At 41.5% G+C, this 25,662-nt stretch carries 17 protein-coding genes; 6 read left to right on the top strand and 11 right to left on the bottom strand.

Annotated features, from left to right (window positions below; genetic code table 11):
* Positions 1-230: 230 nt before the first annotated feature.
* The 8 genes from METLIM_RS10345 to METLIM_RS16645 form a co-directional block, all read right to left on the bottom strand.
* Positions 231-1,943 carry a carbamoyltransferase C-terminal domain-containing protein gene (locus tag METLIM_RS10345; protein ID WP_004078402.1) on the bottom strand — a complete coding sequence of 571 codons (1,713 nt, stop codon included), beginning with the start codon at positions 1,941-1,943 and terminating at the stop codon, positions 231-233.
* 2 nt (positions 1,944-1,945) lie between these two features.
* Positions 1,946-2,620 (bottom strand): histidine phosphatase family protein, encoded by a 675-nt coding sequence (locus METLIM_RS10340; protein ID WP_004078401.1) that lies wholly within the window; start codon positions 2,618-2,620, stop codon positions 1,946-1,948.
* Positions 2,620-3,357 carry a hypothetical protein gene (locus METLIM_RS10335; RefSeq protein WP_004078400.1) on the bottom strand — a complete coding sequence of 246 codons (738 nt, stop codon included), beginning with the start codon at positions 3,355-3,357 and terminating at the stop codon, positions 2,620-2,622. The genes METLIM_RS10340 and METLIM_RS10335 overlap by 1 nt, the downstream gene beginning before the upstream one ends.
* The gene (locus tag METLIM_RS15685; RefSeq protein WP_004078399.1) at positions 3,354-4,394 is read right to left on the bottom strand and encodes a radical SAM protein; all 1,041 of its coding nucleotides are present in this window, start codon (positions 4,392-4,394) and stop codon (positions 3,354-3,356) included. The genes METLIM_RS10335 and METLIM_RS15685 overlap by 4 nt, the downstream gene beginning before the upstream one ends.
* On the bottom strand, positions 4,381-5,601 hold the full coding sequence (locus METLIM_RS15680; RefSeq protein WP_004078398.1) for a glycosyltransferase family 4 protein: 1,221 nt from the start codon (positions 5,599-5,601) through the stop codon (positions 4,381-4,383). Before METLIM_RS15680 ends, METLIM_RS15685 begins: the two co-directional genes overlap by 14 nt.
* A complete protein-coding gene (locus tag METLIM_RS10325) occupies positions 5,598-6,545 on the bottom strand; it encodes an NAD-dependent epimerase/dehydratase family protein (protein ID WP_004078397.1) in 948 nt (315 codons plus the stop codon). Before METLIM_RS10325 ends, METLIM_RS15680 begins: the two co-directional genes overlap by 4 nt.
* Positions 6,546-6,722: 177 nt before the next feature.
* Positions 6,723-6,863, bottom strand: coding sequence for a hypothetical protein (locus tag METLIM_RS16650; protein WP_157202287.1), 141 nt, complete (start codon positions 6,861-6,863; stop codon positions 6,723-6,725).
* Between the two features lie 5 nt (positions 6,864-6,868).
* On the bottom strand, positions 6,869-7,009 hold the full coding sequence (locus tag METLIM_RS16645) for a hypothetical protein (protein ID WP_157202286.1): 141 nt from the start codon (positions 7,007-7,009) through the stop codon (positions 6,869-6,871).
* Between the two features lie 227 nt (positions 7,010-7,236).
* Here METLIM_RS16645 and METLIM_RS10320 point away from each other — a divergent pair, with 227 nt between their 5' ends.
* The 3 genes from METLIM_RS10320 to METLIM_RS10310 are packed head-to-tail and all read left to right on the top strand — an operon-like array spanning position 7,237 to position 9,453.
* A complete protein-coding gene (locus METLIM_RS10320) occupies positions 7,237-8,061 on the top strand; it encodes a B-box zinc finger protein (protein WP_048145874.1) in 825 nt (274 codons plus the stop codon).
* Entirely contained in the window at positions 8,061-8,582 is a 522-nt protein-coding gene (locus METLIM_RS10315) for a shikimate kinase (RefSeq protein WP_004078393.1), read from the top strand. The genes METLIM_RS10320 and METLIM_RS10315 overlap by 1 nt, the downstream gene beginning before the upstream one ends.
* 4 nt (positions 8,583-8,586) lie before the next feature.
* The gene (locus tag METLIM_RS10310; RefSeq protein ID WP_004078392.1) at positions 8,587-9,453 is read left to right on the top strand and encodes a nucleotidyltransferase domain-containing protein; all 867 of its coding nucleotides are present in this window, start codon (positions 8,587-8,589) and stop codon (positions 9,451-9,453) included.
* Between the two features lie 12 nt (positions 9,454-9,465).
* Here the strand turns inward: METLIM_RS10310 and METLIM_RS10305 are convergent, their stop codons facing one another.
* The gene (locus METLIM_RS10305) at positions 9,466-12,342 is read right to left on the bottom strand and encodes a M1 family metallopeptidase (RefSeq protein ID WP_004078391.1); all 2,877 of its coding nucleotides are present in this window, start codon (positions 12,340-12,342) and stop codon (positions 9,466-9,468) included.
* A 169-nt stretch (positions 12,343-12,511) separates the two neighbouring features.
* Here METLIM_RS10305 and METLIM_RS10300 point away from each other — a divergent pair, with 169 nt between their 5' ends.
* The 3 genes from METLIM_RS10300 (at position 12,512) to METLIM_RS15670 (ending at position 23,562) form a co-directional block, all read left to right on the top strand.
* Positions 12,512-14,662 (top strand): DUF4430 domain-containing protein, encoded by a 2,151-nt coding sequence (locus METLIM_RS10300; RefSeq protein WP_004078390.1) that lies wholly within the window; start codon positions 12,512-12,514, stop codon positions 14,660-14,662.
* A 170-nt stretch (positions 14,663-14,832) separates the two neighbouring features.
* Positions 14,833-20,556, top strand: a complete 5,724-nt coding sequence (locus tag METLIM_RS17420; RefSeq protein ID WP_004078389.1) for a PKD domain-containing protein — start codon at positions 14,833-14,835, stop codon at positions 20,554-20,556.
* 144 nt (positions 20,557-20,700) lie between these two features.
* The gene (locus METLIM_RS15670; protein WP_004078388.1) at positions 20,701-23,562 is read left to right on the top strand and encodes a lectin like domain-containing protein; all 2,862 of its coding nucleotides are present in this window, start codon (positions 20,701-20,703) and stop codon (positions 23,560-23,562) included.
* Between the two features lie 34 nt (positions 23,563-23,596).
* On the opposite strand, the gene trpA is transcribed toward METLIM_RS15670, so the two are convergent.
* Both trpA and trpB read right to left on the bottom strand, forming a co-directional pair.
* A complete protein-coding gene (gene trpA, locus METLIM_RS10280) occupies positions 23,597-24,466 on the bottom strand; it encodes a tryptophan synthase subunit alpha (RefSeq protein WP_004078387.1) in 870 nt (289 codons plus the stop codon).
* 14 nt (positions 24,467-24,480) lie between these two features.
* Positions 24,481-25,662, bottom strand: coding sequence for a tryptophan synthase subunit beta (gene trpB, locus METLIM_RS10275; RefSeq protein WP_004078386.1), 1,182 nt, complete (start codon positions 25,660-25,662; stop codon positions 24,481-24,483).

Raw genomic sequence — 25,662 nt, 5'->3', positions numbered from 1 at the left:
AATTCTTTTTTTCTGACATCACTGTTCTTTTTAATATACTCTCATTTTGCTGTACGATGTCTGCATGAAATCGTGGCCGGATAAACTGCTAAAATTGATAATATTCATGAAGCAGTTGCCCCATGTCCTGAAGTGACGAATGGTAAAGCAGAAAAACTAATCTGACAACAGTAAAATAGTCTAATATTTGGGTTGGAATTTGTTGTAATTCTTCTGCTGTCAGCACAATCTTATTTTTGAGGTTTAAATTCAGATTTTAAGTATGTGTTGTGTAATATATATGTATTTCCATTAATTATGATTCCATCAAGCCCCATTTTTTCTGCAAGTGAGGGAGCATCTTCAGGTCTCTGAATAATAGGTCTGCCCCTGATATTAAATGACGTGTTGATCAGGGCAAATATTTCATATTTCTGTTCCAGATATTCAAGAATTCTGTATAATAATTCTGTATCAGAATCATTTTTGTATATTATCTGGGCACGAACTGTATTGTCCGCATGAATTACACCTGACAATTTATCCTGGTAACCTTCTTTTACATTATAGGCTCCAAGCATAAACCTACATAGATTATCCTCTTTGATATCTTCAACAAGTACCTTTTTAGCAATTTTTTCAGTCATTACCGGAGCAACAGGGCGGTACCATTCCCGTCCTTTTATTGATTCACTGATTTTAATTCTAAGCTCATAATTATCCGGTCTTCCAATAATACTCCTGTGACCGAGTGCTCTTGGGCCGGTTTCACTATTTCCAATGAAAAGTCCAATTACTTTATTCTGATAAATAAGATCGCCGATCTCCTGTGGATTTAAAAACGGTTTATTATCTTTTGAATTGTCAGGATAATTATTCAGGAAAGGACTATGTTTTTTAATACTTCCATGTTCTCTCCATTCCAGATAACTGGCTGCCCCAAGCGAAAGGCCGCAGTCACTCACAGCAGGTGGAATGCAGATCTTTTTGAATCTGCCTGATCGCTGAATTTTAGAGTTCAAAATTATGTTCAGAGCACTTCCACCTGAATATACAAGATTTTCAGCAGAACATTTCTCCTGCCAGACAGAGAGATAATCTATCACTTTCTCTTCAAATTCTCTTTGAATCGCAAAGGCAACATCTTTAAAAAATTGTTTATCCAAGTCATAAGTCTTAAATTTTGTTTTGAATTTATTATTTATTGTAGCTAAGAGTTCTTCTTTTTCACCAGTAAAATCCAGAAAGAAATTATTTTCAATAAGCCATTTCCTGACGTACTCATTGTCATTTCCATATGAACTATAGCCCATCAGTTTTCCAGGAATTGCCAGATGATCTGAGGGTTCATGGTTCAGAATAAATCTTACAAGTGGATTCGCATTAAAATTGTTGACATATTTTTTAAGTTTGTCCCATGAATGGTCAAGGAGCCTGATTTTGCCTTTATCATAATGCCAGACAGAACAGTTTGAGACTGAAGCTCCGCCATCCAGATGAACTAAAAGGGAGTTGTTTGGGAAATCTCTGTAAAAAGGAAGGACTGAAGCAATGTGTGCAAATTCATGGCAGATTATATATGCTTCACATTCTTTTTTCTCAAGTCCGTCCGGGAAAAAACTGCACCTTGCAGGAGCAATGATCTCTTCTATTTTTAATATTTTTTTAGGTTCAATACGCAGATTTCCGCCGGAAGATATGAACGAATCCCCTAAAAAGGAATTTGCCATAACAAATCTTAAGGGTTCATCTGCTCTTAAATGAAGGGAGAGAAGATCACTGAGTATTTCTTCAATATAGTCACAAAGCCGGTTATCATGCTTTTTTTGAGTATATCTTTCAAGCTGAATATATGACAGTACTCTGCCCTCCCTCATAAGAGTAAGGGAATGATCGTGGCTGTATGCCGGAGATCCGGAAAATCCGGATGTGTCAGGTATGCCGTAAATTCCTACAGTAAGCATAGCTAAACCTCTGAAATTTTGAATATTCTGTTATCAAAGCAGCAGGTAATTTCATTATTCTTTCTTATGAATATCATTCCTTCAAGAAAATCCGGCCAGATTATAATTCCGGAGTTATTACCCACCAGATGATGCACAAATGGTGCTATTATAGCATCATGTGATATATGGACTGTAAAATTATTCTGGTTATTCAGTGATTTGCTAATTAAGGATAATAATCTGTTGCCTGCTTCTTCAGGTTTATGAAATCCCTTCATTTCTCCTTTTTTTAGATATTCATCTATAACATCAGAAGCATTTCTGTTCAGGAAGGCTTCACCTGCAATAGTGTCATCGGATATGTAAACTCCGGGATCCCCAAGATAAGAAGATATTTTATATAATATTTCTCTATCTGTACCTTTAATAATATTTTCAGCAGTATTCAGACATCTTGGTACCGGACTGGTATATATATCCAGATCAAATCCTGATTTTCTAAGGATTTTGTTAACCTCTTCTCCGAATTTAATGGAATCATTTTCACCTTTATCAGTAAGGTTCACATGAAAACCGCTTTCATTTTCCGGGATTATGCCTCTTTCAGCATGCCTTATTATCATTGCTACTGAAGAAACATCTGAGAAATCTGTCAGATTATTTTCAATGGATTTAATAATCTTATTTTCCGACATTATTTTCCCTCATAAATTGCTGTTAATTCACCTTTATCACTTAATCTACATAATCTGCCGTCTTTTGTTCTACAAAGTGCAACTCCGTTATAATATGATTCAATCCATAAAAATCTCTCACTATATAGTTCATTTCCATATTTGTCAATATGAAAATAACCGAATTTCTCTTTTACAACAGAATGACCTTTATGGAAAGGGGAGCATTCTTCAAACATTTTTCCATGAATGAGATGGCCATTCAGATCGATATGTGTGGCAAGTCCATTATAATCATATACGCATGCAATACCATATTTGTAATCACCAACATAGGCATATTTCTCAGAGTATGGTTTATTGCCTTTGTTATCTATATGAAAATAATCTCCTGAAAAATCCCGGACTACACATCTATCTTCCTGGAAATTACCACTCCATGCATAACGGGAGTTATGGAGATCAGATCCATCAGGTCTTATATGGAAAAAACCACTTTCATCACTTACAGCAGCAATCTCATTGTAAAATCCGAATGTGCTTAAAAAAACTCTTTTATAGGCTGCATTTCCTTTTATATCTATGTGATAGCTGCCAGAACTGTCTTTTACCGCGGCCAGTCCGGGTTTGTGAAAACTCATCACATGATCAAATTTCTTGGAATATAATGGGCTTTCATTTAAAATGTGATATTTTTCATCAAATGATACTGATATATTATTGATTATTTTTTCATCTTTTCCTTTTAAAATGTTCATTTCTGTTTTTCCCCAGATATTAATGGAATTTTCATATTGCAATCATTGCAATAACCGGAATTGCCGGCATAATTTCTGAATTCCTGATACTTTTTGCTGTTCCAGATCTCAATAAAATCACTTTCAAAAACATTCCCGAAATGACCAAAGTTATCTCTGATTGATTTTGGTGCACAGCAGGGACTAAATGATCCGTCACTCTGAATCCATGCCTCATTGCCCACAAAAGGGCACATAAATCCGTTATTTTCGTCCTGTAACGGTTTTCCTTCATCATTAAGCCTGAAAACATTCTCAAGTCTGATGCGATCACCTGAAGGACGGGGTAAATTTTCTGCTATGTTGTGCAGCAGATCAACAGTTTCATTCCATCTGCTGATCAGTTTGGGATCATTTCTTAAGGACTGATCTTTCAGGTTTTCATGTGTAATCCACATATGGTGACCTTTGAAACGGTCAGCATCCATCTCAATAGCAGATTTAAGAATGTCGGGAATTTCAGTCAGATTTGCAGCCATATAGGTTGTCTGGATGGTAACTGACGGAGCGTTTATTCCGGAATTTCTGACTATATCTCTCTGGTGAATGTATTGACTGATGTTTTTTTGTTGCTGTCTGAAATTCAGCCCTTTCATTATTGACTCGGCAGTTTTTGCAGAAGCACCATTAACTGAAATTTTAGTGTCGGTGGAATATGGAAGAATGAGTTCTCCCCATCTGTCTGCACCATAAACTGGAAATGTTCCGTTTGTTGTAAGATTAATTTTTACCGGAAGACCTTTAATGCATTCAATGATCTTTAAAAAATCGGAATATAACAGCGGTTCTCCCATAGTACTGGGGATTATCTCTTTCAGTCCGTGTTTAGAAGCTTTTCTGATGATATCTGTTATGCACTCTATTGGAAGTGTCCCCTTTTTCTCTTTTATTTTGTTATATGGGCTGTGCTGTTCACACATTATGCAGTTTAGGTTGCATATTCCGGGATTTGTCTCAAAGGTAATTCTCCAGGGAGAACATTTATTATTTGTCTGCATTTGCGATCACCGTTTCATATATCCTGCTCACTTTGTCTGCATGCTCTTTTATGTCAATTACACTTTTTCCGGCATATTTTAGTGTATTTAACATCAAAGGATTATTTTTGATTTCAATAATCAGACTCTTCAGGGAATTCCAGTCATTTACAGGAAATTTAAATCCGTTTATCCGATCATCAACAAGCTCTGCCATTCCACCGTAATCTGTTGTTATTACCGGTACTCCTGCAATCTGTGCTTCCTGAATTACGAGTGGAGAAACTTCATACCACATTGAAGGTGCAATTAATACATCGATCTTTTCCAGAATATCTGAGATTTCATTGTTGTGGTAAGAACCGTTAAAACTTATATTACTTTCAGAATTACTGCTCAAAAATAGATCTGCTGATCCTGTATTGCCAAATATTTTAAGTTCTGTATCCTTTAGTTCGGGTAAAGCAAAGATATTTATCAGTTTATCTATCCCTTTCACAGGAATCACTCTGCCGGTATATCCAAAAATGATCTCTGATTCGTTGCTGAATTCTTTTTCCTGTTTTTTTATCCGGAATTTTTCAAAGCCATATCGTTCATGAATTATTTTTCCAGAAGGTACACCTGCTTCTTCAAACCAGTTTTTTACGTGGCTGGAAGGAGCAATAAAGATGTCAATGAGATCAATAATTTCATTCATGTGACTGAAATACTGCTCTAAGGATTCTTTACTCTCAGAACCTCTGAACTTTTTATCAAGGCATTTAAAGCAGTTTTTAAAATTCCTGCCCGGACATGATTTTAGATCTGGTGTCATCAGCTGACCCCCAAAGCAGAAGAGCCAGAAGTCATGTATGGTATAAATAACAGGAATATTGTATTTTTTTGATATTCTGACGATATTTGTTGAGAGATGTGACAGGTGTCCGATGTGGACAATGTCGGGTTTTTCATCTGTCAGGTATTCTTCAAACAATTTATCTGTATTTTTATCTGTGTATTTTTGATATAATGAATAATCTCTAAGTGGTATGTTTATACGTCTTATATTTACGCCGTCTTCTTCAGAATCATAATAACTATATGGTTCTTTAAATTCGTTTTCTATTCTGGTAAATACAGAGATCTCATGTTTTTCCGATAATTTTCTAACGAGGTTATAGGTATAAACCTCCGAACCTGCCATGTAGTAGGGCGGGTAGCCATGTATTACTTTTAATATCTTCAATTCAGTTCACCTCTGTATGAATCAATTGTTTTCTTTATTCCGGTTTCAAGATCAGTCTCAGGATTATAACCCAGTATATCTATGGCCTTTTGTGGATTGCCAACAAATCTGTTGACATCATAGCTTCTTTCCGGAGTTAGTTTATATTGGGTATTTTTACCGGTAATTTTTCTGATTATATTGACCACATCGTACAATGAGCATGAATTTCCGGTAGTGATATGGAAATCTTCACAATACCCTTTGGGAATATCTTCCTTTAGCAGGTGGTGAATTGTACATTCTATTCCGGCAACAGTGTCATCAATATTTGTAAAGTCAAATATCTGCCTGCCTCCGTGTATTTCCAGAATATTATTGTTTAGCGCTCCAAGGATAAATCTTGGAATGACTCTGTCATTTATGTCATATCGGTTGCCGTACACATTTGAAAACCGGAGAATTACTGATTTCAATTTCAGTTTTTCTGAAGCAGTTCTGATAATTTTCTCTGCTTCAGCTTTGCTTTCACCGTAAACATTCACCGGATTATATCCTGAGGATTCCAAAACCGGAAGACTCTGGGATTCTCCATAAACTTCACGGCTGCTTCCGTAAATTATGAAGGGTTGGTTACTGGATGATGCAATTTCATCAGTCAGATTTTTTGTGCCGTGAACAATGGTTTTCCTGCATAAATCCGGATCTTTTTCACCATCAATTACGCGGGATACTGAGGCAAGATGTATTATTCCTGTAAATTCATGCTCTGAAAAAAGTTTTTTGAGATCTGATTTATTGTTTATATCTCCTTTGATATAAGTGAAATTGTTTAGATTTTTAAGTTCCTGATTTTTTGGAGGATTTATATCGAAAGAGACAATTCTTATATTTCTGTTAATCAGTTTTTCTGAAAGGCTTGTTCCAATGAAGCCATTTCCGCCTGTAATTAAAATGTTTCTCATTATAATGCCAAAAAATAGGTTTTAATTTTGTTTAATTTTTGCTGTTCTTTGCTGCTGCTCTCTGTGCTGCTGCCTTAAAACTCTGGTTTGTATTGTTCCGGTCTGCATGTGCCTGAATTCTGCTTGCGTCAGCAGAAGTCATTCTGCTGCTCTTTTTTGTTATGATAATCACTTCCTTTATTTTTTGTTGTTCTTTTCTGCTGCTTTCTGTGCTCTTGCTTTAAAGCCTTGGTTTGTGCCATTCCGGTCTGCATGTGCCTGAATTCTGCCTGCGTCAGCAGAAGTTATTCTGCTGCTCTTTTTTGTTATGATAATCATCTCCTCTATTTTTTGCTGTTCTTTGCTGCTGCTCTCTGTGCCGCTGCCTTAAAACTCTGGTTTGTATTGTTCCGGTCTGCATGTGCCTGAATTCTGCCTGCGTCAGCAGAAGTCATTCTGCTGCTCTTTTTTGTTATATTTATCACCTCCTCTGGTTTTTGTAATTGCAGAGCTTATTGCACTGACAGATTTGCTCTGATCTTTTGCAACCTCTGTAACCACAATAATGATTCTTCCTCAGCACATATATGTGTTTTGAATATTTTTGTTTTGAATATTTTTGTTTTGAATATTTTTGTTTTGTATGCGATTTTATGCAAAAACAGATATATGCTTTGATGTTGAATACTTAATACAATTATCTGTGAGTATTATGCGTAAAAGAAAAACCCCGGGCAGAACATCTATTGCAGTAGATAATGATACAAAAGAAGTCATTGACTGGTCAATGGGAAAAAGCGATTCAAAAAGTGTCAATGGATATGTCCGGAAATTACTCGAGAAAAAACATGATCTGAAATGGGATGAACTTCTCACAATTGCAAGGAATGAACAGCTTGTATGTGAAGAGCATAACTTACCATATATCATGATCTGCGAGGACTGCAATAAGGCACTATGTCCGGACTGTGACATAAAAGCACATCTGGATCTTGGTCATGATGTCAAAAATTTTTGCAGAAAACACCAGATTGGGTACAACGGTCACTGCCTGTTATGTGAAAAAGAGAGAATAGAAGAAGTTATTAAAATTCCGGATATTTCACCCGATAAACTGATGGAGATTCTTGATTCAAATGAAGAAATAATAGTGATTGATGTAAGAACAGAAAAGGAGTGGGGAGAAGGGCATTTGCCATTAAAGTACAATAAAAATATAAATTTTGTATTTAATATTCCATATTTTTACATTGATCTAACTAAAAAAGATAAATTCAGGGAATTGAGTAAAATAACGCTGAATAATTCATTAAAAAAATTTATAATGGTGAGCCAGGGGCCACTGGTTAAAGGGGAAGAGCCTGAGGGCAGTACAAGAAGTTATATCTTTGGAGCATTGTTAAAATCAATGTTTAATATTAATAATATTGTCTGTCTGGATGGAGGCTGGGCAGGATTTCATAAAAAATATCCTGATATTGTAGAGGAACATAATAAAGGTGGAGAATGCAGAGTCTGTAAATTTTATGGGAGGTGATGTCCCTGCAAAAAATTCTGCTTATAGGAACACTAGGAGCTGGGAAAACTACTATTTCAGATGTTCTTTCTGAAAGATTATCACTTCCTTATTATTCACTTGATAATTTTAGGCTGGAAAACATAGATAATTCGTATTCGGGTGAATATTTTGCACAATACAGATTTATTGAGAAATGCAATAACAAGGAATCTTTAATTCTGGAGTTTTCCGGCTCAGGAATTCATGCTGAAAATATTTATAATGCACTTTTACAGTCTGGAGCCGAGATATCTGTATTCTGGATTGATACTCCAATATCAGTCTGTAATAAAAGAGCAAAATTACGGAAAAATGCTGTGCCGGCACCATATCAATGGGGTGATATTGAGGAGTCGATAATAAGTATATACTCAAACATTGAACTTAGGTGGGATTTTTTAAGGAGGCATTTTTATGATTTTTATTTTAGCAGAATAATGCCGGCTGAAAATGAGAACCCAGATTATGTTGCTAAAAAAATAACTGATTTATTACTGTGACCTTATGATTTTCCACAATGATATTATAGATCAAATATATAGATATGTGTCTAATGCAGAGAATATTTTTGGTTTAATTACATTTGGATCTTTTGGAAAAAAAGATTTTTCCCATAATTCTGACATTGACCTGTTTTTAATAGTGGGCAGAGAAGAAGATATTCCAGGAATAAAAAATGATATTGAAGCAATATTTTGTGACCAAATTAATCTACTTCTGAATCCTGAAAAAAATAAGATAATTCTCTATTACTCAGAAATAAATTTAAAAACTGATATAATAATTTCTTCAGATAAAAAATTATTGTTTAAATATTTTCCATATTCTGAAATAAAGAAGTATAGAGATTCTATTTTAATTGACAAACACGGGATATTGAATGATGAATTTCTGTGTTCTCAGCATTCAGAGGTGGTTGATCCTGTTACAATTATCGATAAATTGACAGATCAGTTTATTGATTCCTTTGAACATGCCTCATATGTTATAACAAAAGGTGATTATTACAGGTTTTATTTTCAGTATAATATTGCGCTTGCAAAATACGCTTCGCTGCTACAGATTAGCATGAATGAATTTTCACATCTTTATCTTCCAAGAAATCTTATTCAAAGTATTAATAGGCCTGAAAGAGATAAATTTGAACAACTGTACCCAACATTTGAACTGGGTAAAGGTTTTGAGTTGCTTAACAATCTGAAATCTGAATTTTGTTTGTGTTATATCAAAATAGGACAGAATAATTACTGTCTGAATAAAGATGTTTTGACAATTTCATCTTTTCTGGATAATATTCTCAGGCGTGATCAGATCTTATATGAGGAATCGATTCCTGGAATTTTAGGTGAATGTTGCGCAAAAAAAAGATGATTTAGTTCCTGATTATTTCCCTATAAGCCACTCAGGCATAACCCCGTCTGAATTTTCATAACTCTTAACAGCTACGGGGGATTTTATCAGAATACGCCTTATTGTGTTGTACACCGCCGGAGTGTTATCTTTATCTGCGGAATCTAATGCTTCAAGGAGGAGCCTGACGCAGGGCGGTTGATATTCCTTGTCCATCCTGTCAAGGTTGCCGAATACTGAGAGGATGTTTACACTGCTGTATTCGTTTACCGGAATGAGAGTTTTCAGAATTTCTGAGAGGAGTTCTCTGCCGGCTTCTGTCTCAAGTGAGATCTTCTTATTCTGTGCAAACCGCCCGAATAAAGCTCTCTGGTCGTTTGCCTGCTCAATGTTGAAATCAGGTGAGTTCATCAGTGTCCTTACAAGTTCAGCTGTATCGTCCCTGCTGCATCCGGCAACTGCCGCATAAAAGGCTTCCCGGCTCACCGGGTGTGCCATCGACTCTGACCTGAATTTATTCAGCATTTCGGCTCTGTCGTCCGCACTGCTGTTTAAATAAAATGAAAATGCTGTGAGCCTGTCTGAGGCATTTGTGGAATATTCAAACTGTTTCTTTGCCATATCATGAATTTTTGGCAGATCGAGGGATGAAAGGAGATTCAGCACCGTATTTTTAACCTGCCTTGGCTTTATATCGGCAATAATGCTGTCAGGGCCTGATCCCCCGGAGTTGCCGGCAGAGATTTGAGAACTGTATTTCTGATAAATCCTGACAAGTTCATCATAATTCCGGGAAGCAACAGCCCTGCAGATCTTCTGCTTAATATCATACATAAGCCTGTAATTGTGGGCATATGACTCGTCATCAACAGACTCAAAAATTGTCAGTAAAAGTCCGCCGGTCTTCCGGATAAGTTCATCATCCCTTAAAAATTCCATATAGAGATCAGATATGTGTCCTGAGATTTCATGTCCGGGATTTTCAATGATCTGCATCTTTTCAAGGTCTAAAAGCCTGTAGAATGCGATAAACCGATTTGTTACATCACGGTCATTTCCTGCCTGAAGTATCAGTTTTTCAGCCGGAGTATCGGTGAAGACCTTACCATAAACGCCATAGCCCCTGCTGTATGATATAAACTGTGGCTGATCAATATTATTAATGACTATTTCTTCTGTTCTGTTCCTGACTCTGACCGTTATGTCTGCCAGATCAGTGCCGGCCGCTCCGACAGGTACAATGGAGAGTGGAAACTCCCACATGTCCGTTTCCTTCTGGCCTGACTGCTCTATCTTAACAGCAAGCCGCCGTTCTTTAGGGCTGTAATCCGAAGAGACCTTTATCTCCGGATATCCGGTCTGCTTAAGCCACTGTCCTGCCATAACTGAGAAGTCAAGGCCGGACTCCTCTTCCATTACCTTCAGCCAGTCTCTTCCTGTCGCATTTCTGTGGCTGAACTCTGTATGGTAGCGGTTAAGTGCACGGGCAAAAGCCTCCTTTCCCATAAGTGTCTCAATCATCCTTACAAATTCCGGCGATTTGACATAGGTGACACCTGTTATCAGGTCATTTGGGTCATTGAATCCGTCAGGCTCAATTGGAATTGAACCTGTGCCCCGGTCATATGCCATAGTGCCGTTTCCGGGGGCCAAAAGATCAATTACAGTCTGAAGCCGGGCGTAATCTTCTCCGAATTTAAAGGCGTGATACTGATCCTCAATAAAAACTGTTACTGCTTCATTGAGCCAGATCTCAAAGGGACTCTGCCCTGTGACCTCAGAGCCGTTTAAGTTGTGGTAAAATTCATGCACCTTAACACGGGTCAGGTATTCATATGCCGGGTCTGTAATCTGTGAGAAGGGCATTATCCTGTTTGTTGTAATGGTCGTATTTCCGACATTCTCCATGCCGCCAAAGTCAGAGTTCTGCATGCCTATCTCACGGTACACTGTGCCGGTGTAACTGTATCCCGGATGAATCGTTTTGGACAGTTCTGCAAGCACTTCTCTTACATGGGCGGTCTTATCCGGATTTCCGGCTGAAAATTTCAGCCTGTCTCTCTCTTTTGCAAGTTCGTACATTTTTTGACGGATATCGGTATCACGATACTGCTCCGGCCCGGTGAAAAGATACATCCACATAATCCCGTCTGCAAGGATCTCAAGGGCACTTTCTGCCTCTTCTCTGCTGCTTCCGGGCGGAACAAGCAGTTCAAGACTGAACTTTTTGCCGTTTGGATATTCAAATTCACGGGTGAATGTGTCATATGTGCCGGCACCCAGGAAGAAGAGATATGGCGCCATAGGCGTAATTTCGTTGGAATAGGTGATTGATACACGCCCGTTGCCGATGTCATGCCGGGGCACGGATATATCTCCGTTGCTGATGAGATTTGTGTATCTCCCGTCGGCTTTTATTGTGGTGGTGTATGTGCATTTCGCGGTCATCTCGTCAATGCAGGGGACTATTCTCTGAAATCCCCACTGCTGGCACTGGGTTATCTGCTGTGGCGGTGCACCATCTGGTGTTACATCGTAATACAGGCCTTCAAGGATGTTTGCGGTTGGCCGGCAGACGCTTCTGGTATGGACTGTAAATTCTGTTCCTGCCGGAATTTTATCTTTAAATGAGATATTAAGGAGGCTTTTTTCAGTGTCATATTCGTATGTCAGTTCATGTCCGGATGATTCGACAAGCTTAATTTCAAGATTTTTTGCGTTTAAGGTTAAGTTCTCCACCGGATTTTTGGGTGATTTCAGGTGAATTTGTGAATCTGTTATGGTATGGTCATCATAGATGTCAAATTCAAGGTCCATATGAATTACATCTACGGCAGGCTCGCTGAAATCTTCCGGATAATATTTGAAAAGTTTATCGCCCGGACAATTTTCCGGCTTACTATTGGTCATATTTTCTATAATGTGTCCTTATATCAGATATAGTTTACAAAGGGAATTTTTCAGGAATAAATACCGGTGCATTAAAGGATCAGGCTTTATTAAGTATAATTTGTATTAAGTAAATATTTATGTGATTAAAACAAAAATAATGTAGTTAATTATTAAAAAGTGAGGTAGTATGAATCTTAAATTTTTAAAGCTTTTATCCGGACTGGTAGTGGCGTTATGCCTTGTTACAATCGTTTCTGCCGGAACCGGTATTGCGGACGGAACAGACAGTATCGTTGGATCGACTCCGGAAGTGATGCCGGTTACAGATATGTATGGGGCCCCTGAAGAGGCAACTGAGAATATAACTGAGAAAAGTCCGGCAGTTACGGACGAAGTAAATCTCATTCCAATAGAAGATGATTCAGCGAAATATGATGTAACGGAAGAAGAAATGCGGGAAGAATTGTCTCTGCTGTCAGAAACTGAACCTGAAACAACAGAAATTGTTATTGAGGAAAGTGACTTTAACTGGGATGGCAGGGCTGTCCTTGTAAAAGGTCATAACTTCAAATATTCCCCGACAAATGATCCAACTGCCGAATATGACGTCAATGCAACATCTGACCTTGCAGCACTTGAAATTGTTGCAGAAGAGAACAGCTTTGAGTTTTACACAAGTGACTCCGGCTACGAGAAATACAGGACATTCTCGCTTACCGGGATTTCGGATGTAAATAACACTGCGGACTGGTCATACTACTGGGCAATCTATGTCAATGGAGTATCAGCACCAATGGGCTTTTCAGGCAACATCTTAGAAGATGGTGACCTCTTACAGTTCTGTTATGGTTATTCAAATTATACGGCAGGGATCTTCCCGTCACCGACAAGCTTCACAAACATCGTAAATATCACAGTTGATGTCCACGAAAATTTCAACTACGAAGGTGAAGTTTCTCTGACCAGATCTCCGGATTTCAAATACTCCCCGACAGATGATCCAACTGCTGAGTATGACGTCAATGCAACATCTGATCTTGCAGCACTCAAAGCAGCAGGTGAAAATGGTGGATTTAACTTTTATACGAGTGATTCCGGTTATGAAACCTACAAAACGTTCTCCCTGAACGGAATAGGAGATCTAAATAATGAGGCTGACTGGTCATATTACTGGAGCATTTACATCAATGGTGAATCTGCACCCATGGGACTATCTGGCAATATACTTGAGGACGGTGATCTCTTACAGTTCTGTTACGGCTATTCAGATTATACCGAAGGAATATTCCCGACCCCGACAACCTTTGACAGCATTGTAAATCTTACAGTGTCTGTTCACGATGACTTTAACTGGGAGGGTGAAATTATTCTGAAGAAAGGTCCGGATTTCAACTTCTCAGCTACAACCAACCCTTCAGAGGTCTATATCGTTAATGCAACATCCGACCTTGCAGCATTAAAAGCAGCGGCTGAGAAAGGCGCTTTTGAATTTTATACAGATGATTCCTGGTATGAAACATATGGTTCATTTACACTTACAGGGATTGATGATGTCAATAATACTGCTAAATGGGGATACTACTGGGCAATTTTCATAAACGGAGAGGCGGCTGATATGGGACTTTCCGGCAATATCCTTAATGACGGAGATCTTTTACAGTTCTGCTATGGCTATTCCAGCTGGACAGAGGGTATTTTCCCGTCACCTTCAAGCTTTACAAACATCGTAAACATCACCGTTGATGTTGAAGATTACAGCAGCATGGCAATGCTTATTCCTTCAAAAACCCTGATGGAGGATACACCATACACAACGCAGATTTCGGTTGCAAATATCACAGATGCTTCCGGACTGAGCACATTCCTTACATGGAATCCTGATGTGATTGATATCCTGAATGTCACTGCAAATTCATCAGTATTCTCAGGTTCTGCAATATATCTGAACCTTACAGATGGCTATGCAGAGGTTGCACTAACAAACACGGACGGTCTAACAACAGGCACACCTGCACCGGTGTTTGATGTTTATTTCCGGTCAAAGAAAGGCCTTCACCAGGAGACCATCCTCCTTGGCACCGGCACACAGTATAGTGACAAGTCATTTATTAATCATACTCTCCCGTGCGAGGACGGAATTTTCCGGATTGAGAGAGTTAAAGGCGATTTCAACGGAAACGGCTTTGTTGATATAGGTGACGTATCAAGGGTTGCCTATATGGTTGCAGATAAAACTCTGGTTGACATGGAGGCTGACTTCAATGAGAACGGAAGGATTGATGTCGGAGATGCTGCTGCAATAGCGTGGTATTTGATAGGAAAAACCGGTGTTATCTGATCCACCATAAATATATCTAATCTTTTTTTTATATCCGGAATTATTTTGAGGCGATTAATGGCCCGCTATCGGTAAATGCCTCAATAAATATCTATTTATATGAATCATGTCTAAATTCTATAATTCTATTGATTTGCACAATGGATTAAAATTTCTGGATGGTTGAATCGATGTTCAAAACAATAACGGCATGTTTTGCCACTTTAGTCCTTTTATTAATCTTAATATCTCCTGCCGGGGCATTAGAGGCAGGCGGCACAGATTATGATCAGGACATATTTACAGCAGAAACTTCTGAATACGCAGGTGCTGCACCTTTAAACCCGGAATTCACCGAATGGCTGAATAATCAGGAAGATTCAGTATCATACTGTTCAGCAGATTCATGTTACTTCCCTGATGAATTCGGGACGGAGTACGGGTATTCTCTCGGTGAAATTCCCTCTCCGGCAGTAGTGAGCGGGAAAAAACCGGACAATCCGGTTATCTCCGCTGAAGACAAAGCAATAACTCCGGATGAGACACTCCCGTCATCATATGATCTGAGAGAATATGGTGAAGTGACAGGTGTTAAAAACCAGGGTGAATGCGGAAGCTGCTGGGCTTTTGCCACATATGGTTCTCTTGAGTCATATTTTCTGGTGAGTGAATCGGAAACCTATGACTTTTCAGAGAACAATATGAAGAATAAGAATGGTTTTGCAGCTTTATGCTGTGCAGGCGGGAACGCTTACAAGTCAACTGCATACCTGACCAGGTGGGAGGTCCCTGACAGTGTCTCATGGTATACAGGGCCTGTAAGCGAAACTGATGACTCATATGCTTACGCATGTGACAGCAGTCCTGAATCGCCCGCAGTTCAGAAGCATGTGCAGGATGTCTTTTATCTGTATGATCAGCCTGCAGATGACAATTCGCTTGCAAAAACCATGATTAAAAATTATGGGGCATTACATGGGCATATTTACTGGAATTATACAACAGCCATTAATATGCTGACTCCTGCACCATCATTTTACTACAACTCATCAGAGGGAATGAAAAGTGATGGCGGCCATGCGATCACCCTTCTCGGCTGGGATGATACATACAGCAGGACAAACTTCAATGTACAGCCGCCGGGTGATGGTGCATTCATTGCCAAGAACTCCTGGGGCACAGAATGGGGCAATGACGGTGGATACTTTATGATCTCCTATTATGATCAGAGAATAAGGGATGGAATGGTGTTGTTCACCGCTGAAGAGACTGATAATTACGAAAATCTCTACGATCACTCTCCGTTTGGATATATCGGAAGCTATGGTGCCGGAAGCACCACATTTAAATTTTCAAATGTTTACACTGCGGGCGGAGATGAAACAATAGAAGCTGTTGGCTTTTATACAAACGAAGCCGGTGCAGAATACACCATAAATATCTATAAGTACCCGGATTTTGGCCCTGTAAATACAAAGGCAGGATCATTATCCACAAAAACCGGCACCGCCGCTCTTGCAGGTTATTATACAGTTAATCTTACAGCACCGGTTGACATACAGACCGGCGATAAGTTTTCGGTTGTAATTGAGATTACAAATCCGGAATATAATTATCCGGCAGCTATAGAGTATAATGTCGCAAATTATCTCACACAGGCAACATCAGCCAAAGGCCAGAGCTATTATTATAATGGTGTCTCCTGGCTGGATTTATATGACTGGAATCCGTCCGTCAGCCCTGATTTCTGCATAAAAGCATATACAGAAGACAACACAGTCATAAAACCGGCAGCGAACTTCACAGCAGTCCCGCTCTCAGGAAAGGCACCTCTGACAGTCCGGTTCAATGACACATCAGCAAATGCGCCAACTGCATGGAGCTGGAACTTCGGTGACGGAAATTCCTCAATGGAACAGAATCCGGTTTACACATACCCGGATACCGGAGTATATAATGTCAGCCTGACTGTCACAAACGCAGGCGGCAGCGACATTAATGAAAAAACGGGTTACATTACTGTAACTGATGTAGAAACCGGGACAAAATATGAATACAGCAGTGTCATAGGCGAGAGAGGGACAGGAGAGGGTCAGTTTATGCTTCCAACAGGAGTTGCGGCTGACTCCGGGGATAATATTTATGTTGTGGATCTGTTTAATAACCGTGTCCAGAAATTCAACCCTGACAGAACATTTGCTGCAATGTGGGGAAGTTTGGGGACTGGTGACGGACAGTTTAATATAACAACCGGAATTGCGGCAGACCCGGATGACAACATATACGTGGCCGATATGGCTAATTCCCGTGTTCAGAAATTTGACTCCAATGGCAGTTTCATAAGAAAATGGGGTTCTGAAGGGACCGGAGACGGTCAGTTTAAGAGCCTGTACGGAATTGCGTCAGATAAGGACGGTAACATATATGTTACAGATATTGGCAATGTAAGAGTCCAGAAATTTGATTCAGATGGTAATTTCATCAGAAAATGGGGTTCTTTGGGCATAAATGATACAGAGTTTCTGAACCCTACAGCAATAACTGTTGATGATAACGGTGATGTATATGTCACAGATTCACAGGCTGATCAGACCAATTACGTGAAAAAATTCACATCTGATGGTGTATTTATCACTAAATGGGGAGGTACAGGAACTTCAAACGGCAAATTCAACGCTCCTGCAGGCATAGCATCTGACAGTGCCGGAAATATTTTCGTATCTGACAAAGACAACAGAAGGGTTCAGATATTCACTCCGGATGGCGGATTCCTTGCAAAGTTCGGGCACAATGGCAGTGGGCCGGGAGAATTCCAGGGATCATCAGGTCTTGCATTTAATTCAGAAAATGACCTCTATGTTGCAGATGTTTTAAATCACAGAGTTGAGATATTCTCTCCAAACGGAACAGCACCACTGCTTCCGGCTGCGGACTTTAATGCTGATCAGACGTCAGGCTCTGCACCTCTGACCGTAAACTTCACAGATTCATCCCAGAACACACCAACGTCATGGAACTGGGATTTCGGTGACGGAAATTCGTCAACTGTGCAGAGTCCGGTTTACACATATCCGGATACAGGACTGTACAATGTCACACTTTCGGTATCAAACGCATACGGATCTGATTCCCTGACAAGGTACTACTATATTAATGTCACAGACAGGATTCCGGATGCAGAACTTGACTTTAACAGAAATAATGTGGCACAGTTATACAACGACAGTTTCACACCCGGAACATATCCTGCACCTGTAACATACCGCCCTCATATCATGAACTACGATGAGATATTATTACTCGGAAATATCTCTGAGACCGCGTATCTTGACAATATCACGGGTGTTAGTTATGATGCCTTTGCATCATGGAACTCAACCCATGTGGAGTGGAATTTCCCTCCGGAATTTGCTATCGGCCCGGTAAGCGGTCTTGATACCAGAATCTACACCTCAACATCGGAGGATATATTCTATAATCATACGCTTACCCGCACGTGCAATGAGACAGTATTTACATCCCCCGGAGTGCAGCATGTCAACCTGACTGTTAACTTCGGTGACACTGACTTTGAATCGGTATGCATCGGACTCTGGCCTGCAAAGGACCTCAATGCCACGGGAGTTATTGTCAACAATTCCTTTGCTACAAATGCACCGGTTGCACCAATAATTTCGTATAACCATCTGGGACTTGACAAAAATGGCATTGTTACAGGTTATGATTACTACTTCTCATATGACATTGCAATAACCCCGAATGCTTCAGCGGTTATTCATAAACCTATGGCCTATGTATGGGAAGGCATTGTGCATGAGAAGAGGTATTTGCCTGGTGTAAATGTGACAATTGATCTTCCGGCTGACATGCTGAAATACGATGCACATGCTTTTTCGCTCACCACCAATACATCATGTGACTGGGTCGTGGAAACACAGGACAATTATCTGTCTGTGTTAACCGGTCTGTCATCTCCTGTCTCAGTTCCTGCACCGGTGGCAGACTTCTCTGCAAATGTCACATCCGGAACAGCACCCCTGAGTGTTCAGTTTAATGATACGTCTGCAAATACACCTACAGCATGGACATGGGAGTTTGGTGACGGCAATACTTCAGCAGCTGCAAATCCGGCTTATACCTATCCTGACGCAGGTGTTTATAACGTCACACTTACGGTATCAAATGCAGGAGGAACTGACTCTGAGATTAAGTACGGTTATATCAATGTCACAGATGTCGTATCTGACTGTGCATCTGCCGAACTTGACTTAAACAGGAATAATGTCGTACTTGAGTACAATGACAGTTTCTCCACAGGCACCTATGCAGCACCTGTTACGTACAGGCCGCATATCCAGAATTATGATGAGAACTACACCCTCGGAAATGTCTCAGTCGCCGGAGCGGTGGACAACATCACCGGCGTTGATTACGAAGCCTTTGCATCATGGAATTCAAGCTATGCAGAGTGGAACTTCCCTGAATATATGGCAATAAATCCGGGTGAAGGGTTTGATACAAGGATATATACGTCAACGACTGAGTATGTCTTTTACAACAGCACAATAACCCGTACATGCAATGATACGGTATTTACATCTCCGGGCGTGCAGCACGTTAATCTGACTGTTAACTTCGGGGACAAAGACTTTGAGTCAGTATTTATAGGTCTCTGGCCTGCAAAGGACCTCAATGTAACAGGTATGATTGTCAACGGTTCTGTTGTCACAGATGCACCGCTTGATCCTGAACCTGATTTTTCCGGTAATGAACACCTGAGACTTGATAAAAATGCACTTGTCACAGGTTATGACTATTACTTCTCATATGATGTGACGGTTATTCCAAACGCATCACTCCCTGCGGTAGTTCATAAACCTCTGGCTTATGTCTGGGAAGGTATTGAACATGAGACTGATATTGTCTATGGAACGAAGACCCTGAATGTTCCGGCTGACATGCTTGCATATGATGCCCATGCATTTTCAGTTACAACCAATACAACCTGCAACTGGACAGCGAAGACACAGGACAATTATCTCTCTGTGCTCACCGGAACATCACAGGCGGTTGCACTCCCTGCACCGGTTGCTGATTTCACTGCCAATGTCACATCCGGAAAAATGCCTCTTGTGGTGCAGTTTACAGATGCCTCCACCGGAAGTCCGTCTGAATGGTCATGGAGCTTTGGTGACGGAGATACGTCAGCTGACAAAAACCCGGTGCATATATATGACTCTGCGGGGACATACAATATCAGCCTGACTGTCACAAATGCCGCCGGAAATGACACTGAGACAAAGAACGGCTATATTGCTGTTTATGCACCTAAAGAGATGCCTGAACTGATAATTCCGGAGATCACCCTCGGCTGGGGCAATTCGACTGTAATTCCGGTTATGGTTACAAATATGACCAACGGTACAGGTATTTCAGGGACATTTACATGGGACTCATCTGTGATAAGGGTGACATCGGTTACGGCAAATTCCACGGTGTTCTCCGGTTCGGTAGTCAGTGCAAATATTTCGGGTAATTCAGCGATAATCGGCCTTACAAATACAGATGAGATGTCTGCAATTGATCCTGCGGCTCTCTTTGACATATCTGTAACTGCTGCCGGCAGCAATGGCGATAAATCGTATATCTCCGGCAATGACACATACTGGAGCGATACGACCTTTGACCGTCTTGACCTTGCATGCAGAGATGGTTCTGTTGAGATCTCCGGAGTTAAAGGAGATTTCAATGCAAACGGCTTTGTTGATATAGGCGATGTATCAAAGGTTGCCTATATGGTTGCCGGAAAGACCGACATTGATATGAGAGCTGACTTCAACGGCAATGGTGAGGTTGACGTTGGTGACGCTGCAAAGATTGCATGGTTCTTTATAGGAACAACCGGTGATCTTTAGAATCCGGAAATTATATCCGGATTTCCGGAAATAACCATCACTACTTTTTTTTGAAATTCTGCCGGTTATAAGGCGCCCCTGAAAGATACTATTAAATGTAAATAATGGAATTACTGTGTATCTCAGTTTTTGGTGGTCTGGTTTATGAATGCTATAAATGGCAAAACGATAATTCTGTCATTTCTTTTAATTCTGGTTCTGGTTGTGCCGGCAGTTGCAGGCACAGAGGATTTGGGAAATGATACAGGTACAGATTTGGAAATTCAGGGTGATTATTCAGCCCTGGCAGTTTTGAATGATGAGGATTTAGTCTGTGATTCCTGCGACTCGTGCAGTTGTGCCCCGGATTTATCATCCGGTGAAACTTCCGGAGATGCTGCTAATACCGCAGGCAGTCATCCACTTGGATATATTCAGCCTCCAAATCCGATAGCTGACAGAAGTCCTCTGGATGTTTCTGTTCTGACGCTTGGTGACGGAGTATCCATCATGGCAGATGAACCACTCCCTGAAAGCTATGATTTAAGGGTTCACGGCCGGATGACACCTGTCAAAAATCAGCTTGACTGTGGTTCATGCTGGGCATTTGCTGCATATGGAAGTCTGGAATCTGTTCTTATTGGAGTGGAAGGTGATGAGTCTGACTTCTCTGAGAACAATATGAAGAATAAGCATGGCTTTGATCCGGGATGCTGTGACGGCGGTTCCAGTGAAATGGCAGCTGCTTATCTTGCCCGTTGGGCCGTGCCTGACGGTGTTACGTGGTATTCGGGGCCTGTGAGTGAATCTGATGATCCGTATGATGACTCATCATGTGTAAGCCCGGATTCGCTGACAATACAGAGGCATGTGCAGGATGTGTATTTCCTTCCGGTCCAGTCTCCGGCTGACAACTCCCTTGTAAAGTCCATAATTATGGACTATGGTGCAGTATTTGCCGGCTTTCAGGTGAACCGGTCACAAGGGTTTAATATGGCCGGTGATTCTCCTGCTTACTACTACAATTCAAGCGAGGGTATGAAAATTGATGGCGGGCATGGTATTACCATAGCCGGATGGGATGATTCATTTTCTAAGGACAATTTCAGAGTAACTCCGCCCGGAGATGGTGCATATCTCATTAAGAACAGCTGGGGAAGTGACTGGGGCAATGACTCCGGTTATTTCTACATCTCGTATTATGATGAGGATATTAACAAATTTATGGCTCTGTTCACCGCCGAAAGTACTGACAATTACGATTCTGTCTATTATTATGATGCCTTTGGTGCGACAAATTTCATAAATATGGTTGGGACTACAACGAGCTCTTTTGGAAATGTCTTCCCTTCATTTGGCAATGAGACAATAAGAGCGGCAGGTGTCTATACATATCAGGCAGGTGCTGAGTTTGAGGCTGAGGTTCACTTAAATCCTGATGACGGCCCTGAGAACAGTACAGCAGGGGCAGTATCCTATGTAAACGGAACTTTTGACCTTCCGGGTTATCACACTGTTGACTTTGAAACGCCGGTAGAGATTTCGTCTGATGATACTTTTTCTGTAATATTTACTGTGACAAATCCTTCAAGTGTTTTAACAATCCCAATTGAGCAGAAAATTGCAAATTATACCTCGGCTGCAACTTCGGCACCGGGAGACAGCTATTACCTTACCAGCAACGGGCACTGGGCAGATGCCTATGATCTGACAGGATTTAACAGGCCGAGTATCTGTATAAAAGCCTACACAACATTTGGCCATGTGGGGCCTGCTCCGTCAGCAGAGTTTGACTATAACAGGAATTTCATTGTATCGCAGGATAATAACACTTTCACAGCCGGAAACTACACCTCAGATCTGGTTTACCGTCTTCATGCCGCCAATATGGATACGAATACGACACTTGGCGGCCTGAACTATACGGCACATGCAGAAAATCTCTCGTGGATTGATTATTCTGCATATGCTACAAGGATTAATCTGACCTTTGTCGAGTGGAATTTCCCATGCGAATATGTGATTCCGGGCGGTTCAGGATTTGATACAAGGGCAGGCACGAATTTTTCCGTGGATAATTTCTATAACCATGAGTTCAGCAGAGTCTGCAATACTACGATCTTCAGGACACCTGGTGTGCAGAGTACAAATATTACTGTTACATTCAATGACCTCAGCTTTGAATCAATATTTGTCGGATTTGCGGCTGCAAAGGACCTGAATATGACAGCTGAAATTATCAGCACGTCAGTTGTTACAGATGCACCGCTTGCAGAACCGCTCCCGTCCGGCGGAAGTTATCACCTTAAACTGAATAAAGGATCTCTTACAGCCGGAACTGAATATTTCTTCAGGTTTGACACACTGATCACGCCAAACGGCTCTGCGGTAATCCACAAACCGCTTGCATATGTCTGGGAGGGCATGAATCATGAATCGGCTGATCTCGGTGCGGCCTATAAGGCTGAAGTTCCGGCAGATATGCTTCAGGCTGACGAATATGAGTTCTCGGTTGAGACAAACACTTCATGTGACTGGTCTGTTGTCAGGCAGAACAATCTCCTTTCAGTGCTTGAAGGAAAATCCGTAAGGACAACCGGCACACTTTCTGCAAACTTCACAGCATCACCGCTCTCAGGTGCCGCCATCCGGCAGGTTAACTTTACAGATCTCTCCACCGGAAGCCCGGATACGTGGACATGGGACTTCGGTGACGGATTAACATCATCTGAGCAGAACCCGGTGCATAACTATACATCGTCCGGAAAGTATTCCGTTACACTGACTGTATCGGAGGACGGTGTTACTGGCTCCGTTACAGAGACAGATTACATAACCGTCTATAAGAAGGGCGACTTCAACGGCAACGGATTTGTTGACATCGGAGATGTCTCAAAGGTTGCATATATGGTTGCGGACTTAACCCCGGTTGACATGGCTGCGGACTTCAACGGAAACGGTGAGGTGGATGTCGGAGATGCGGCGATTATTGCCTGGTACTTTGTCGGAAAGACCGGTTCTCTCTGATCCGGCACCAGTCTTTTTTTCCGGCAGAATAGAACTACCGGGCAGTAAACCCCGAAATATCCTCTGCAAACTCCCTTAATTTTCTGAGGCATTCTTCACGATTGTCCGCTTCACCCTGGCAGTCTTCAGTTATCTTTACGATTGCACTTCCGACTATAAATCCGTCAGCACCGGCATTGATTATATCTTCTGCCTGACTCCGGCGTGAAATTCCGAAACCAACCGCCAGCGGCATGGATATTTTAAGTTCGCCTGAGATTTCCCTCACCTTTGATATGAGGGTGAATGCCTCGTTTGATATCTCCCTTCTTGTGCCTGTCACACCCGGAGATGACACCAGGTACACAAAACCTCCGGTTATTGTTTTGCCTGAATTTCCGGTTCTGATATTTATTCCGGCAGATGCACGGAGTATCTCTGCAATCCTCTTTTCAGATGTGTTTGTTGATATGAGAAATATCTGTGCGAGGTCATATCTATTTGCAGTATCTGTAATAATATCCGACTCCTCGACAGGCATATCCACTATCAGAATTCCGTCAACGCCCGACTCTTTTGCAGTTTTGTAGAACAGGTCGGTTCCCATAGCTATAACCGGATTTAAATATGCCATTATAACGATTGGAACGGATGAATATTCCCTGATGCCTTCTGCAACCCTGAATATATCTCCGGTTTTAAACCCGGCATCAAGTGCCCTTGTATCTGCCCGCTGAATTACCGGGCCGTCACCGACAGGGTCTGAGAACGGAAAGCCAAGCTCAATAATGTCTGCACCGCCGTCAATAAGCGCTTTTGCTGCCTCTATACTCTCAGCGGGAGACGGGTCTCCTGCAACTATATAGGAGATAAAAGCCGGTTTTTCAAATGCTTTCTCAAACGGATTTTTATCTGGTTCTCTCATTTTTATTCTCCCCTTCATTCATCTCTCTTCTCTTCCATCATCCCGCTGACAGTTGCAACGTCCTTGTCGCCCCTTCCGGAGAGGCATATGACAACTATATCGTCCCTGTCAAAACGGTCTGCATTATTTATCGCATATGCTATGGCATGGGCAGATTCGAGGGCGGGAATAATTCCCTCTTTAACCGAGAGGTACCTGAAAGCGTTAATGGCCTCGTCATCGTACGCAATCCCGTATGACACCCTCCCCGAATCATTGAGCATTGAATGTTCAGGCCCTACTCCGGGATAGTCAAGGCCGGCGGATATGCTGTGGGTTGTTCCGACCTGTCCGCATTCGTCCTGAATAAGGTATGACAGTGCACCGTGCAGAACCCCGGGCCTGCCAAACCTTACAGATGCACCGTTGTCCCCCGGAGAATCGCCGCGTCCGCCGGCCTCAACACCTGTAAGCCTGACATCGTCCTTTAAAAACGGATAAAAGAGGCCTATTGCATTTGAACCGCCGCCTACGCAGGCGATCGCCTCATCGGGCAGTCTGCCCTCAGCTTTCAGGATCTGCTCCTTTGTCTCCGTCCCTATTACAGACTGAAAATCCCTGACAATCTCCGGGAACGGGTGGGGGCCGACAACCGATCCTATAAGGTAATGAGTATCAGCCGAACCTGCTGCATACTCCCTCAGTGCTTCGTTTGTTGCATCCTTAAGCGTAGCCGTGCCGCTCTCTACCGGATGGACCTTTGCACCCATAAGCTCCATCCTGAAGACATTGAGCTTCTGCCTTTCGCAGTCTGTGCTGCCCATATATACCTCGACAGGAAGGCCTGTCACAGCACCTGCAATCGCGGTTGCGACACCGTGCTGTCCGGCACCAGTCTCTGCAATGAGGCGTTTTTTGCCCATATGCTTTGCAAGAATGGCCTGGCCGAGGGTGTTGTTCAGCTTATGTGCACCGCCGTGCATCAGGTCCTCTCTTTTTAGGTAGATTCTGCATCCAAGGTCCTCTGACATATTCCGGCAGAATGTAAGCGGGGTCTCTCTTCCTGCATACTCTTTCAGGTAAAAGTCAAGCTCCCGCCTGAAGCTCTCCCCGCCGCATATTGCCCGGTATGAATCTTCAAGTTCACAGAGTGCCTCCATCAGGGTCTCCGGGACAAACCTGCCGCCATAACTGCCGTAATATCCTGTTTTTGTCAT

The sequence above is a fragment of the Methanoplanus limicola DSM 2279 genome (assembly GCF_000243255.1).
GTDB lineage: Archaea > Halobacteriota > Methanomicrobia > Methanomicrobiales > Methanomicrobiaceae > Methanoplanus > Methanoplanus limicola.
The sequence above is the reverse complement of the archived record's forward strand: the minus strand, read 5'-3'. Positions and strand labels throughout refer to the sequence as shown.

What these genes read in the sequence shown, in the direction of transcription:
- METLIM_RS10345 (WP_004078402.1), bottom strand. Translation starts at nt 1,943, where the DNA reads ATGCTTACTGTAGGAATTTACGGCATACCTGACACATCCGGATTTTCC.
- METLIM_RS10340 (WP_004078401.1), bottom strand. Translation starts at nt 2,620, where the DNA reads ATGTCGGAAAATAAGATTATTAAATCCATTGAAAATAATCTGACAGAT.
- METLIM_RS10335 (WP_004078400.1), bottom strand. Translation starts at nt 3,357, where the DNA reads ATGAACATTTTAAAAGGAAAAGATGAAAAAATAATCAATAATATATCA.
- METLIM_RS15685 (WP_004078399.1), bottom strand. Translation starts at nt 4,394, where the DNA reads ATGCAGACAAATAATAAATGTTCTCCCTGGAGAATTACCTTTGAGACA.
- METLIM_RS10325 (WP_004078397.1), bottom strand. Translation starts at nt 6,545, where the DNA reads ATGAGAAACATTTTAATTACAGGCGGAAATGGCTTCATTGGAACAAGC.
- METLIM_RS16650 (WP_157202287.1), bottom strand. Translation starts at nt 6,863, where the DNA reads ATGATTATCATAACAAAAAAGAGCAGCAGAATAACTTCTGCTGACGCA.
- METLIM_RS10320 (WP_048145874.1), top strand. Translation starts at nt 7,237, where the DNA reads ATGCGTAAAAGAAAAACCCCGGGCAGAACATCTATTGCAGTAGATAAT.
- METLIM_RS10315 (WP_004078393.1), top strand. Translation starts at nt 8,061, where the DNA reads ATGTCCCTGCAAAAAATTCTGCTTATAGGAACACTAGGAGCTGGGAAA.
- METLIM_RS10310 (WP_004078392.1), top strand. Translation starts at nt 8,587, where the DNA reads ATGATTTTCCACAATGATATTATAGATCAAATATATAGATATGTGTCT.
- METLIM_RS10305 (WP_004078391.1), bottom strand. Translation starts at nt 12,342, where the DNA reads ATGACCAATAGTAAGCCGGAAAATTGTCCGGGCGATAAACTTTTCAAA.
- METLIM_RS10300 (WP_004078390.1), top strand. Translation starts at nt 12,512, where the DNA reads ATGAATCTTAAATTTTTAAAGCTTTTATCCGGACTGGTAGTGGCGTTA.
- METLIM_RS17420 (WP_004078389.1), top strand. Translation starts at nt 14,833, where the DNA reads ATGTTCAAAACAATAACGGCATGTTTTGCCACTTTAGTCCTTTTATTA.
- METLIM_RS15670 (WP_004078388.1), top strand. Translation starts at nt 20,701, where the DNA reads ATGAATGCTATAAATGGCAAAACGATAATTCTGTCATTTCTTTTAATT.
- trpA (WP_004078387.1), bottom strand. Translation starts at nt 24,466, where the DNA reads ATGAGAGAACCAGATAAAAATCCGTTTGAGAAAGCATTTGAAAAACCG.
- trpB (WP_004078386.1), bottom strand. Translation starts at nt 25,662, where the DNA reads ATGACAAAAACAGGATATTACGGCAGTTATGGCGGCAGGTTTGTCCCG.